Source organism: Vibrio sp. Isolate22 (genome assembly GCF_022398115.1).
GTDB lineage: Bacteria > Pseudomonadota > Gammaproteobacteria > Enterobacterales > Vibrionaceae > Vibrio.
Genome location: NZ_JAKEUW010000052.1, coordinates 14039 through 26426, shown reverse-complemented (window position 1 = coordinate 26426; position 12388 = coordinate 14039). Strand labels below are relative to the sequence as shown.

The following is a 12388-nucleotide window of genomic DNA, read 5'->3' as shown; positions in this document are numbered from 1 at the left end:
CCTAGATTGATCGAACCTCTCACACAGTCCGTATACCCTCCTAAATCATCTTTGAACTAAGGAGTGCTATGTGCCGAATTCAACTGGGAAGATCACGCGGACAGAAGCCAAACCAGACAAACCCGTAGAGTCTTCTCTAGAGCTTGCTGTGTTCCCCCTCCCCATCTTTCTTTTGCCAGGAGGGAGACAAAGGCTAAGAATCTTCGAACAAAAATATCTCACCATGGTGGCACACGCTGCCAAAGGCGAAGGTTTTATCATCGCGACGCAAGACAACACAAAGTCCGAACATCTTAGTACGTGGGGAACTAAGGTCACGATTGTCGATTTCAATATGTCAGATGATCAGTTGTTGGAGATCGACGTAGAAGGGCAAAACCTAGTGCAGTTACACTCCTCACATCGCCAAAGCGACGGCCTGATTAAAAGCCAATTCCATGATTTACCCCATTGGCCAGCGCTCGACTATGATGTGCCCAATGTCTTTACTGCATTTCTAGTGCAGTTATTCCGTGACCACGACTCAATCAGAACGCTCTACCCGACCCCAGATTTTGATAGCCCGCAGTGGATTTGTGCGCGATTGCTCGAGATGATGCCAATCCCGTTAGAAAAGAAATCGGAATTTACAGAACCTGCGAGTTTTCCCTCGTTAGTTCCTTTTTTGAATCAAATCATTACGGGGCAGTGAACACTTTTTTTCACTATAATTTTGTATAGTAAAAATTAATTTAAACAAAAGTGATCCCTACTGATGCTTTGCACGTAGTGCCACTCAAATTCGCATGATGGTTACTGACTATGCAAGTGGAAAGCAGAAGTAAAGGGAAGGGCAAGGAGCATGTCATCATTCCCGACAACAAATTACCGAGTGAAAACAAGGTACCTACAGAGCTCTCAAGCTGGTTGATTTCGGTGGGAGAAAACCGAGACAAGCAGGCATTCACCTGTTTGTTCAAGTTCTTCGCACCTAAAATCAAACGTTTCGGAATCAGCAAACTCGGTGGCGAAGCAGCCGCAAATGAACTGGTCCAAGACACCATGACTAATGTTTGGAAGAAAGCACACCTCTACAACGAAGATAAAGGTGCGGCCACCACTTGGGTCTACACAGTAATGCGAAACGCAGCATTCGATATGCTTCGCAAAGTAAAAGCAAAAGCAGAGCAAACGATAGCTGACGATATTTGGCCATTAGACGCTATGGTGGCTGAGACTCAAAACGAAGATTTGCCTTTTGGAGATCATCTAATGAGCCGACATGTCATGACGCAAATCGAGAAGCTCCCTTTAGCTCAGAAAACCATAGTGAAAGGCGTTTACTTCCAAGAGCTGTCACAGGAGCAACTCGCTCAGCAACTCGGCGTCCCGCTTGGAACCGTGAAATCCCGTTTAAGACTCGCTCTAGCCAAACTTAAGGTTCACATGGGGGAACAAAGCCATGATTAAACATCACCCAAACGATGCAATATTGAAAAACTTTGTTGATGGCACGCTTGCTGACTCAGTTTCCCTAATTGTGTCCAGCCATATCGAGCTATGTGAACATTGCCAGGCAAAGGTGCAGCAGCTAACGGCTAATGCAGCTGACAGCGTATTTGATGAGCAACAAACAGCAACAAGTAACGAACTAGATAGCTTCCTTGCTGACGGCATAGATTTCGATTTTGATGTGATTGATCAGATCACTGCCGATTTGTCGCAATCAATCGAGGTGGAATCAAAAGCCGAACAAGTGACAGTCGCTGACACTACTTTCACTATTCCACGTGCGTTGAGTTCAATCGCGAGAAAGGACTGGATGAACCTCGGGAAAATATCTCGAGCACGCCTCGATTTTGAAGATGACGCTCACCATACTAGCTTGTTACACATTGATAAAGACGGCCAAGTGCCTTGCCATACACACAAGGGTTTTGAGATTACTCTATTATTAGAAGGCAGTTTCGAAGACGAGATGGGTGTCTACAACAAAGGCGATTTCATCTGGTTAGATGGAAATCATACCCATCAGCCAGCAACGAAAGAAGGGTGTGTGTGCCTGACAGTATCAAGCGACGCCTTGTACTTCACTAAAGGGGTGAGCCAGCTGTTCAACCCACTAGGTAAATACATTTATTAAGGTACATCACAGAACTCTTAAAGTCGCTAGGAAACAACGTCAAAAACAGACTAAATTAATGTGGGATAAGCAACATCCCACATAATAAGAAATAAAATGAGCAATGAACGTAAGGAATTGACCAATGGATAAAAAAATAAAAATAGGCATTAGTGCATGTGTCGCTGGTCATAAAGTTAGGTTCGATACTGGCCACAAACGATCTCGCTTCTGTACTGAAGACCTTGCAGATTATGTTGAGCTTGAGCCAGTGTGCCCTGAAATGGCAGTTGGTTTACCAACGCCTCGCCCAACCATTCGTCAGACACGGATGTTAGACGATATCATTCACGTTTCCCGTCCTGATGGTACTGGCGACGTTACTGATGAGCTAATCGAATTCGGTCAAAACTACTCCAAGAATAACCAACACATCGCTGGTTTTATTGTGTGCCAAAAGAGTCCAACTTGCGGCATGGAGCGCGTTAAGGTGTATCACCACCATGGCCGCGGATCTGAATCAACAGGCATTGGCATGTTCACTAAGCAGGTTATGGAAGGTAATCCGTTGCTGCCTGTGGAAGAGAATGGTCGTCTGAACGATCCGATTTTGCGCGAAAACTTCATGACTCGCGTTTTCACTTATCAGAAGTGGCTAGACCTAGTAGATGAAGGGATTACCAAGCACAAGCTTATCCAGTTCCATAGCGCCCACAAGTATCTAGTAATGTGCCATCACGTTGAGGGCTATAAAAGCCTTGGTAAATTACTAGCAGGCAATGAGCTAGAGATAAATGAGCTTGCAGATAAGTATATCGAAGGGCTGATGACGGCATTATCGCACCATGCAAACCGTGGTACGCACGCTAACACACTTCAACACCTTCAAGGGTACTTTAAGAAGCAGCTCAGCAGTGCTCACAAGCAAGAGTTATCTAACCAAATTGCTTCTTTCAGAGAGGGCGTGATTCCGCTGTTAGTACCACTAACACTGATCAATCACTACTTGATGGAATACCCAAATGAGTACCTGCAGTCACAGGTTTACTTAAACCCGCACCCGCAAGAACTTAAATTGAGATACGGATATTGAGCGATATTCTATGGATAAGACGAGACCTGCGCATTCACGATAATCCAGCTCTCGTCTCAGCAATCGAAAACGGCGTTTCAATCGCCGTTTTTATTTCAACACCACAAAAGTGGCATCAGCATCACCTTGCTCCGATTAAAGCAGACTTTATCTTCCGTCATTTAAAGCAACTGGAAGCTGAACTCGCCGACTTGGGCATAACCCTGCTGCACCTCAAAGCGACCGATTTTGATGATCAAGCCAAGCAGTTGACCGAGCTGTACCAACAACTTGGTTCTCAGGTTATTTTCGCCAATTCAGAGCCAGAGGTCGATGAACAAGCTCGTGACCAACAACTGATATCGAGCGGTGTAAATCTTCAGATCAGCGACTGTGATGTGATGCTCCCTCTAGGCAGCGTGCTTAACCAGCAAGGTGAGATGTTCAAAGTTTTCACGCCATTTAAAAATGCCTGGTTAAAAGAAGTTCAAGCAAAAGGGATTCAATGCAGCCCTGCTGCACTTGCTTCTAATAACAACGCTAAGACTCAGTTGCCTGACAACTTGCAAACGCTCCAGCTTGCCAGTGACTATGATTTCGACTTTCCGCGTGTCGACTCAAGCCGTTGGCCACTAAGCCAAGACGTACTTGGCAATGTGATACCTAACTTCCTAGCCAACAAGGTCAACGACTACGCTCACCTGAGAGACATCCCTTCAGTAAAAGGTACCTCGGGCTTATCGCCTTACTTATCGATTGGCGCGGTAAGCCCAAGATGGTTAGCCATTCAGCTCATCCAGCAGCAACCCGATTTACTGTTTGATACCCAACTGCCCGCTTTTTCTTGGCTCAATGAATTGATTTGGCGAGACTTTTATAAGCACTTGATGTTCCACCATCCTAAACTGGTTAAAGGGGCTAATTTCCAGCAGAAATACAATGGTTTAGATTGGTATAAAGATCATCCGAGCTTCAAAGCGTGGTGTGAAGGAAAAACGGGGTATCCATTGGTTGATGCGGCCATGCGTCAACTGGTCGAGACCGGCTGGATGCACAACAGGTTAAGAATGGTAGTCGCTAGCTTTCTAACTAAACACTTGTTGATTGACTGGCGTTGGGGTGAGCGTTTCTTTATGGATCACCTCATTGACGGTGATTTTAGTGCCAACAATGGCGGCTGGCAGTGGGCTTCAAGTACCGGCTGTGATGCACAACCTTACTTCCGAATCTTCAATCCGATCACCCAGAGTGAAAAGTTTGATCCGAAAGGAATTTTTATCCGTAAGTACATACCAGAGCTGCAAAATATTCCGGACAAGCATGTGCATTTCCCACATGATTACATAGCAAAAAACGGAATAAACAGCGAATACTGGCAACCCATCGTTGAACATAAAGAAGCACGATTGAGAGCCTTAGCCTTTTTCAAATAATTAGAGTGAATATTATGGATAACTCTCTATGGCTTGATAACTTTCTCAACATGTATCGAGAGCTCGGAACGGACAATTTCGACGTGCTAAAGACGGTTTATCACCCTAATATCGAATTCCAAGACCCGCTGCATCATGTCAGCGGGATTGCAGCGCTAACTCACTATTTCGACAACATTTACACCCAAGTTACTAGCTGTAACTTTCACATCGAGCACACGTTTGAAGTTAATGGCGAAGCATCGGTTTATTGGACAATGCACTTCGTACACAAACAACTTAATGGGCAGAAGCCTATCGAGGTGCAAGGCCACAGCCACCTAAAAATGCTCGATGATCAAGTGATTTACCACAGAGACTATCTCGATGTCGGCTCTATGTTGTATGAACATATTCCGGTGTTGGGCTGCGCCATCAAATCCATCAAAAAAAGAGCGAGCCGATAATGCGTATTATGATCACAGGCGCGACCTCTGGTATCGGCCAATCACTCGCTCTAAATTATGCCCAGCAAGGACATCAAGTCATTGCTTGTGGTCGTAGCCAAGATAAATTACAGGCTCTAGTCGATTCGCACGAAACTGACATCGCAGAGTCGTCTATTACACCTCTGTGCTTTGACTTAACGGATTACCACAACTTCCCGGAGCTTGACCAAGACAATCCACTTGACCTTCTCATTCTCAATGCGGGTGACTGTGAATACATCGATGACCCAGTCAACTTTGACGCAGAGCTTTTTGAGCGCGTCATCAACATTAACTTAATCTCTATTGGTTACGCTCTGAAGTCTTGGTTGAAAAACATTAAACCCGGCGGACGCTTAGTTTTAGTAAGCTCTAGCGCCAGCTTTCTGCCTCTGCCAAGAGCTGAGGCTTATGGCGCTTCAAAAGCAGCACTCACTTACTTAGGAAGAACACTTTCGGTTGATCTTGCCAAGCACAATATTCATGTCTCAATTGTGCATCCTGGCTTTGTGGAAACGCCTTTAACCGAGCGAAACACGTTCGCTATGCCTATGATTATTAGTAGTGAGGCTGCAACTCAGCGAATCGTTAACGGAATTGCTCAAGGAAAGAGCGAGATCGATTTCCCTCGACGATTCATCATGTTGATGAAGCTATTAAGAATGCTTCCAACTTCAGTTTGGCAAAAACTCGCTTCAAGGATGGTATAACAATGAAGAAAATCGCCATTATTGGTTCAGGGATTTCTGGACTCACTTGCGCGCACATATTAGATAAACACCACGACGTAACAGTATTCGAAAAAAATGATTACGTTGGTGGGCACACCGCCACCGTTGATATTGAACATCAAGGCTCGGCGTTCTCGATTGATACTGGCTTCATCGTGTTCAACGATCGAACCTACCCAAACTTCAACCAACTACTCGAACAGTTGGGTGTTGAACGACAACCGACAGAAATGAGCTTCAGTGTACATAACACAACCACTCAGTTTGAATACAATGGCCACAGCATCAACTCGCTATTTGCGCAGAGGAGCAACATTTTCAGACCGCAGTTCTGGTCATTAATATCTGACATTCTGAAATTCAACAAGTTGTGTAAAGCTCAATTCGAAAATAACCAATTCACACCTGACGTTACCCTTGGCAGTTTCCTACGCGACAATCAATTTTCTGACTTCTTTAGCCAACACTACATTCTGCCAATGGGTGCGGCTATTTGGTCAACAAGTCTCGAAGAGATGGAAGCGTTCGAGCTCAAGTTCTTCATTCAGTTCTTTTACAACCACGGCCTGCTTGATATCACCAATCGCCCCCAATGGTATGTGATTCCAAAAGGTTCTCGTTCTTATGTTGAGATCATCCTTTCTCGCCTGAGCAAGCCAGTGGCATTGAACACATCGATTCAACAAGTCATTCGTCATGAAACAGGTGTAACTATCGAATTTGAAGACGGTGCAACAAAGCAATTTGATGAAGTGATTTTCGCCTGCCATTCAGACCAAGCGTTAGCACTGTTAGGCGATGCAACGGCAGATGAGAAAGAGGTATTAGGTGAGATACCTTACAGCCGCAACGAAGTGGTTCTTCATACCGATACCAGCTTGCTACCAGACAGAAAGCTGGCGTGGGCAAGTTGGAACTACATGTTGGATGGTAATAGCAAACGACCAGCTTGTGTCACTTACAACATGAACATTCTGCAGGGAATAGAGAGCAAAGACACCTTCTGCGTGACCTTAAACCAGAGTGAGGCCATTGCTCCAGAAAAGATCATCCGAAGCTTTGTGTATCACCACCCAGTATTGAACTCCAACACAGTCAATGCACAACAACAGCGTGACCGCATTTGCGGTAAACAGAATACGCATTTTGCAGGCGCGTATTGGTACAACGGGTTCCACGAAGATGGTGTGCATAGCGCATTGGATGTAACCAAGCGCTTTGGTCTTGACCTCAGCACGAGCTCAGCACAATGAACACCGAGACCCTAGCATCCAACACGGAAATTGCATCTGAACAGAGTGAAGAGTTCAGCGGTATCTATTGGGGAAACGTCAGGCATCGCCGCTTTGGTGATATCCCTCATGAGTTCAGCTACCAGCTCTACATGATGGGGCTAGATCTCGATGAGCTGCCTAAGACCACTGAGCGAAGTGCGCTGTTTGGGACTCGCTGGTACAACCCGATTCGCTTTGTCGAATCGGATTATCTTGCTGAAAAAGAAGAAAATGCAATTAGCGATGAACCTAAATCTCTAAAACAACGTATAGCATCCAAAGTAGAACAGCTTGGTGGCGATTGGCCTGATGTAAACCGAGTAACAATGCTGGCTCAATGCCGATGTTTAGGTATTTACTTTAGTCCAATCAACTGCTTTTTCTGTTACGACGAAGCAGACGAGTGTCGATATATGTTGGCCGAGGTTAGCAACACACCTTGGCGAGAGAGGCACTATTATCTGATCGACATGCGCCAAGAGTTGAAAGTTAAAAAAGATTTTCACGTTTCGCCGTTCATGGATTTAAACATGACCTATTTTTGGAAAATTAAGCCACCAGCGAAACGGACGCTTGTCCACATCGAAAGCCGCCGAAGCGAACGAATATTCGATGCGACACTAGCGCTGACTAAGCAGTCAGTAACGAAAAAAAACATTAGGCGAACGGTATTAAAGATCCCTGCAATGACAGTGAAAGTCGTGATGGGGATTTATTATCAGGCTCTCAAGTTATTCCTGAAAAAAGTACCGTTTGTGGCGCACCCGGACTCAACACCTTAAGCGCCAAAACCAATACTCAATTATGTTGTGAGTGCGCTCAAACCAACGAATGCCACCCAACTTAGTTGGCAAAAAAGTTAGAATGAATTCTCAGCGAGGTTGACATGGAACAGCTTGCAAAACAAAACAACAACATTGAACAACAAGCTAAAGCCGTTGCTGTTTCAAGCAACTGTAAGTATCGAGCTTTGATCTTTAAGGTCCTAGAGCGCCTGCAATTTGCAACGCTGGAAATCATCGAGCGAGACCAGCATTCAGTGTTTGGAGACAGAGAAGCAGATTTGAAAGGTCGAATTGTGATTCATGATGCGACCTTTTTTAGAGACGTGGTTGTCAACGGCAGTATCGGGGCATCCGAAGCGTATATAGACGGTAAATGGACCAGTCCAGACCTAACCCGCGTTATACAGATTATGGCTCGTAACCAAGCCCAGTTAGATGAGCTAGACGACAAAACTCAGTGGATTTCTCGTATTAAGAATCTCCTGCTTCGTCGCAAAAACGCCAACACAGAGCAAGGCTCTAAGCGAAACATTTTGGCTCACTACGACATCGGTAATGAGCTATACGAACGTTTTCTTGATAGCTCAATGCAGTACTCGTCGGCTATCTACAGCGAAGATGCGTTAACCCTTTCGAAAGCACAGCAGAACAAAATGAAAACCATCTGTGAGCGTCTAGAACTCTCTGAGGCAGACAGTGTGGTCGAGATTGGCACTGGCTGGGGTGGTTTAGCAATCTTCATGGCACAGCATTATGGCTGCCACGTCACGACGACGACTATTTCAGATGCACAGCACGAGTTGGCAGAGCAGCGCGTAAAATCGCTCGGCTTAACCGATAAAATAACTCTACTCAAAGAAGACTATCGCAACCTAACGGGTGAATACGATAAGTTGGTTTCCATCGAGATGATAGAAGCGGTGGGACATGAATACCTGCAAACCTTCTTTGAGAAATGCTCTTCATTGTTGAAGCCTTCCGGCAAAATGTTGATTCAAGCGATTACCATCGCCGATGGGCGTTATGAAAAGTACCGCAAAGGCGTCGACTTTATCCAAAAGTACATTTTCCCTGGCGGCTGCTTACCTTCTGTATCAGTGATGACCCAACATCTTGCGACCAGTACCGACCTTGTCGTTCAAGAAATTGACGATATTGGTCTGCATTACGCTCGCACATTGAACGACTGGAACATTGCCTTTCAAAACAGCTGGGAAGAATTGCAGTCTCTGGGCTATTCAGAAGAGTTCAAGCGTCTTTGGACCTTCTACTTCTGCTACTGTGAAGGTGCATTCAAAGAGCGAGTGATCAGTACTCACCATTTAGTCGCAAGAAAACCTCGTTACTTTGGAGCGAAAGATGAAACGGTTTTGGATTATTAATCTCATTCTGTTTCAAGCGACCTGGGTTTGTAGCGCGTTCTTCACCGCTCAAGCCCCGTTCGTAACACCGCTGCTGGTGATCGTTCACTTCTTATTGTCACCGACTCGCCACAGCGACCTTAAAATACTCATTTTATTACCATTGGGGCTACTGCTTGATAGCCTCATGCTTCACTTCGGCGTCTTCGCCGTCGACCATGCCATTGCCAATCAATCATGGTTTCCTGTGTGGCTCGTTTGCCTATGGATCATGTTCTTGATTAGCTTCAACCACAGCCTTAGTTGGCTCTTAAAATGCTCAAAAGTGATCTTATTCGCCTTAGGGTTCGTAGCGGGTACTAGTAGCTATTGGGGAGGAATCAAAGCGGGAGCCCTCCTTGCTACTTGGCCAGATGCATCGGTAGTTGCTGCCCTTGCGTTGAGTTGGGGGATATTTTTGCCTCTTCTTGTGGCCGCCTACTCCAACCTAATGAAACCGACAATGGCAAGGACAACGAGGTGACTTATGGCTTACTCACTCAAACGGACACAGGCGCTCCATTCAAAGGGCACTGAGAGTAACGCGTGTGCCCAATCTAACACTCAAACGACTGCAAACAATCACTACACAAGAGCATTTCTAGGTGCGTTCACTCTCTCTCTATTAATCGCAGCATTACTGTTTGCTGGGCAAGCTCGCGCCTCTGCTGTCGACGATTTAAATAAGCGCGGACAAGGGGAAATGAGTTACCTATTTTGGACCCTCTACTCTGCTGAATTCTACACCGCACCTTCGAGTTCAGAACGCGCTCTGAAAATAGAGTACTACCGCGCGATAGACAGTAAGGACCTAGTCGAAGCAACCGAGGATCAGTGGAACAAGCTCGGCTACCCTAACAGCAATATCGAACGCTGGTTGAAGCCCCTCTACTCGATGTGGCCCAACGTAGAAGCAGGAAGCACACTAACGATTCGCGTAGCAGAAGATAATGTCAGCCGCTTTTACTTCGATGAGCAGCCTATTGGTGTCATTCAAGACAAACAATTTGGCGATGCCTTCCTAGCGATCTGGCTCTCTGAAAACACGTCCGAACCTGGCCTACGCAAACAACTATTAGGTTTGAATAAATGAATTCAAAAACAAAAACAAAAATAATCAAATTTGCTCTCGCAATACTATCTCTTAGTTGGCTAACAGGTTGCGGCTCTGCCAGCCTTGATAATCACGTCGACACAACACCAGAGCTCAAACTTGAGACCTTCTTCAATGGTGAATTAATGGCCTACGGCATGGTACTCGACCGCTCCGGCAACTTGTTAAGACGCTTCGATGCTAAACTCATCGCTGCGTGGGAAGGCAATAATGGTGAAATCAAAGAGTGGTTCTCATTTGCCGATGGTGAACGCTCAACCCGAGTTTGGAACCTGATAAAAACCGGCGATAACACCTACTCAGGCACAGCTAACGATGTAGTAGGAACGGCTTATGGTGAGACACAAGGTTCTGCACTGTATTGGAAGTACGATTTAGAAATTGAAGTCGACGGCAGTACATATGAAGTCACATTGGATGATTGGATGTTCTTGATGGACGAAAAACGATTATTCAATAAGACCGAGATGTCTAAGTTTGGCTTTAAAGTCGGAGAGGTAATCCTGTACATCGAAAAGAGTTAGACAACTCGCCCTTCATTCGATCTGAATCGCCCACTTTAGAATCCAGCCCACGACGACACGTTGTGGGCTGTTTCGTTTAATCCCTCGAATAGCATGCCTACATGCTCCTCCACTGTGCTAAGATGCGCCATCAGCGTACAAATGGCCGATACCTCATACTGATGAATGCCCCTTTGTTTCGCCACGTGTAGATTCCCTACCACGATAAATTAAAAAGGCTTTTAAGCATGAGCAAGTTAACCTCAGCGGAGCGTAAAGCTCGCGACAATGAACGTTTCTCACAACGCGTAAACGAGCGCAGAGAAAAAGGTGAAGACGTAGCTGCTTACGCATTAACCAACAAAAAAGCCGTTAAGTTCCTGACCAAGTCAGAGAAGAAACGTCTCAATGAGATGAAAATTGCTCGCCAAGAAGAGCTTCGTCAGAAAGAACAAGAAGAGCTAAACCGAATCGAAGACGCCTTCACCATCAAACAGTTCGACGACGAATAATCACGACAAACAACTCAAAGTGCTATCGCAGATCTTGGCTACCCAATCAAATGAGATCTTAAATTATTTTGTAAGGGTGACCTTCAAAGTGTGCGACAATGCGCGATGTAAATTCATATTCAAGGTTCATTATGAAACTTCTAGTTCGTAACCTATCTCGCTCAACAACAGAGCAAGACATCCGTGTACTATTTTCTGAGTTCGGTTCAGTAAAAGCATGCAACCTAGTATTAGACCAAGAAACTGGCTACTCAAAAGGTTTTGCTTTCGTTGAAATGCCAGAGCAAGAAGAAGCGAAAACTGCACTAGACAAGCTGCACATGACCAAGCTTGGCAAAAACACGATTCGTGTAAAAGTCGCTAACTCTTAATTCGACTTTAACGCTCTCGCTGGTTTCACAGAAAGTCAGATGATAAAGCCCGTAACGATATTGCGCTGAAATAACGCCACATCGTTACGGGCTTTTTGCTGCTCAGTACTTTTCTAAGCACTCATAACTTATCTATAACCCTTCATAGTCATCAATGGCTCGTCGCGCTTCGGCCATTGAACATCCAGACTCCATCACCAATTGAGCAACTGTCATAGAAGGAGTTGCGGCTAACAGCGACGCCAAACACACCACAGGTTTTGGCAGTACCTTGTCTATGGCTACTGTTATCCAGCCGTCTTTTTCATGAGTTAACAAAGCTTTGAATTCGATCAATTGATGCTCTTGAGCCACCAATAACCAGTTACGTGAGCGACGAACTCGCTTCAACTGACATCCACACTCAGCAGCGTTCGCCATTACTTGGCTCTTATCACTCACACGATGTACAAAACTATTCAGTGGGACGCTAAACATAACTCTCTGCCAATCAATCTCTATAATCATTCTGCGCTGTCTAAAACAGCTTGGTGAAACAGTGAGTAGGATTACACAGACACAAAAAAACCGCCAGCCATGCACTAAGCTGACTCGCGGTTATCCAATTTGAAATGGCATTATCGTG

16 protein-coding genes are annotated in these 12388 nt (G+C 45.3%); 15 read left to right on the top strand and 1 reads right to left on the bottom strand.

From position 1 onward, the window contains the following. Positions 1-70 precede the first annotated feature (70 nt). From L1D55_RS21505 to L1D55_RS21435, 15 genes are all read left to right on the top strand, one after another. Entirely contained in the window at positions 71-691 is a 621-nt protein-coding gene (locus tag L1D55_RS21505; protein ID WP_128163246.1) for an LON peptidase substrate-binding domain-containing protein, read from the top strand. Positions 692-801: 110 nt separating this feature from the next. Further along, positions 802-1449: a sigma-70 family RNA polymerase sigma factor gene (locus L1D55_RS21500; protein ID WP_004736997.1), complete on the top strand. Its 648-nt coding sequence runs from the start codon at positions 802-804 to the stop codon at positions 1447-1449. Further along, a complete protein-coding gene (locus L1D55_RS21495; protein WP_239918778.1) occupies positions 1442-2122 on the top strand; it encodes a ChrR family anti-sigma-E factor in 681 nt (226 codons plus the stop codon). Before L1D55_RS21500 ends, L1D55_RS21495 begins: the two co-directional genes overlap by 8 nt. Before the next feature lie 124 nt (positions 2123-2246). Further along, positions 2247-3194, top strand: coding sequence for a DUF1722 domain-containing protein (locus L1D55_RS21490; protein ID WP_128163240.1), 948 nt, complete (start codon positions 2247-2249; stop codon positions 3192-3194). Then, positions 3191-4606 carry a deoxyribodipyrimidine photo-lyase gene (phrB, locus tag L1D55_RS21485; protein WP_239918777.1) on the top strand — a complete coding sequence of 472 codons (1416 nt, stop codon included), beginning with the start codon at positions 3191-3193 and terminating at the stop codon, positions 4604-4606. The genes L1D55_RS21490 and phrB overlap by 4 nt, the downstream gene beginning before the upstream one ends. Positions 4607-4620: 14 nt before the next feature. Then, a complete protein-coding gene (locus L1D55_RS21480; protein WP_004736993.1) occupies positions 4621-5052 on the top strand; it encodes a nuclear transport factor 2 family protein in 432 nt (143 codons plus the stop codon). Continuing rightward, complete coding sequence (locus L1D55_RS21475; protein WP_239918776.1) at positions 5052-5783, top strand: SDR family NAD(P)-dependent oxidoreductase; 732 nt, start codon at positions 5052-5054, stop codon at positions 5781-5783. Before L1D55_RS21480 ends, L1D55_RS21475 begins: the two co-directional genes overlap by 1 nt. Before the next feature lie 2 nt (positions 5784-5785). Next, the gene (locus L1D55_RS21470) at positions 5786-7057 is read left to right on the top strand and encodes an FAD-dependent oxidoreductase (protein WP_239918775.1); all 1272 of its coding nucleotides are present in this window, start codon (positions 5786-5788) and stop codon (positions 7055-7057) included. Then, positions 7054-7860: a DUF1365 domain-containing protein gene (locus L1D55_RS21465; RefSeq protein WP_239918774.1), complete on the top strand. Its 807-nt coding sequence runs from the start codon at positions 7054-7056 to the stop codon at positions 7858-7860. The genes L1D55_RS21470 and L1D55_RS21465 overlap by 4 nt, the downstream gene beginning before the upstream one ends. A 104-nt stretch (positions 7861-7964) precedes the next feature. Further along, a complete protein-coding gene (locus L1D55_RS21460; protein WP_239918773.1) occupies positions 7965-9245 on the top strand; it encodes a cyclopropane-fatty-acyl-phospholipid synthase family protein in 1281 nt (426 codons plus the stop codon). Continuing rightward, positions 9223-9747, top strand: a complete 525-nt coding sequence (locus L1D55_RS21455) for a DUF2878 domain-containing protein (protein WP_239918772.1) — start codon at positions 9223-9225, stop codon at positions 9745-9747. Before L1D55_RS21460 ends, L1D55_RS21455 begins: the two co-directional genes overlap by 23 nt. Positions 9748-9750: 3 nt before the next feature. Then, complete coding sequence (locus tag L1D55_RS21450) at positions 9751-10356, top strand: chalcone isomerase family protein (RefSeq protein ID WP_239918771.1); 606 nt, start codon at positions 9751-9753, stop codon at positions 10354-10356. Then, positions 10353-10901 (top strand): DUF3833 domain-containing protein, encoded by a 549-nt coding sequence (locus L1D55_RS21445; RefSeq protein ID WP_239918770.1) that lies wholly within the window; start codon positions 10353-10355, stop codon positions 10899-10901. The genes L1D55_RS21450 and L1D55_RS21445 overlap by 4 nt, the downstream gene beginning before the upstream one ends. Positions 10902-11128: 227 nt before the next feature. Further along, on the top strand, positions 11129-11392 hold the full coding sequence (locus tag L1D55_RS21440) for a hypothetical protein (protein WP_004736984.1): 264 nt from the start codon (positions 11129-11131) through the stop codon (positions 11390-11392). Positions 11393-11523: 131 nt separating this feature from the next. After that, positions 11524-11763, top strand: coding sequence for an RNA-binding protein (locus tag L1D55_RS21435; protein ID WP_004736983.1), 240 nt, complete (start codon positions 11524-11526; stop codon positions 11761-11763). A 132-nt stretch (positions 11764-11895) separates the two neighbouring features. Here L1D55_RS21435 and L1D55_RS21430 read toward each other — a convergent pair whose 3' ends face one another. Beyond that, positions 11896-12240 carry a ribosome recycling factor family protein gene (locus L1D55_RS21430; RefSeq protein ID WP_061032887.1) on the bottom strand — a complete coding sequence of 115 codons (345 nt, stop codon included), beginning with the start codon at positions 12238-12240 and terminating at the stop codon, positions 11896-11898. Between the last annotated feature and the right edge of the window lie 148 nt (positions 12241-12388).

Coding starts and splice junctions, on each gene's coding strand:
- L1D55_RS21500 (WP_004736997.1), top strand. CDS start 802: ATGCAAGTGGAAAGCAGAAGTAAAGGGAAGGGCAAGGAGCATGTCATC.
- L1D55_RS21435 (WP_004736983.1), top strand. CDS start 11,524: ATGAAACTTCTAGTTCGTAACCTATCTCGCTCAACAACAGAGCAAGAC.
- L1D55_RS21475 (WP_239918776.1), top strand. CDS start 5,052: ATGCGTATTATGATCACAGGCGCGACCTCTGGTATCGGCCAATCACTC.
- L1D55_RS21440 (WP_004736984.1), top strand. CDS start 11,129: ATGAGCAAGTTAACCTCAGCGGAGCGTAAAGCTCGCGACAATGAACGT.
- L1D55_RS21460 (WP_239918773.1), top strand. CDS start 7,965: ATGGAACAGCTTGCAAAACAAAACAACAACATTGAACAACAAGCTAAA.
- L1D55_RS21480 (WP_004736993.1), top strand. CDS start 4,621: ATGGATAACTCTCTATGGCTTGATAACTTTCTCAACATGTATCGAGAG.
- L1D55_RS21450 (WP_239918771.1), top strand. CDS start 9,751: ATGGCTTACTCACTCAAACGGACACAGGCGCTCCATTCAAAGGGCACT.
- L1D55_RS21455 (WP_239918772.1), top strand. CDS start 9,223: ATGAAACGGTTTTGGATTATTAATCTCATTCTGTTTCAAGCGACCTGG.
- L1D55_RS21430 (WP_061032887.1), bottom strand. CDS start 12,240: ATGTTTAGCGTCCCACTGAATAGTTTTGTACATCGTGTGAGTGATAAG.
- L1D55_RS21495 (WP_239918778.1), top strand. CDS start 1,442: ATGATTAAACATCACCCAAACGATGCAATATTGAAAAACTTTGTTGAT.
- L1D55_RS21470 (WP_239918775.1), top strand. CDS start 5,786: ATGAAGAAAATCGCCATTATTGGTTCAGGGATTTCTGGACTCACTTGC.
- L1D55_RS21490 (WP_128163240.1), top strand. CDS start 2,247: ATGGATAAAAAAATAAAAATAGGCATTAGTGCATGTGTCGCTGGTCAT.
- L1D55_RS21465 (WP_239918774.1), top strand. CDS start 7,054: ATGAACACCGAGACCCTAGCATCCAACACGGAAATTGCATCTGAACAG.
- L1D55_RS21445 (WP_239918770.1), top strand. CDS start 10,353: ATGAATTCAAAAACAAAAACAAAAATAATCAAATTTGCTCTCGCAATA.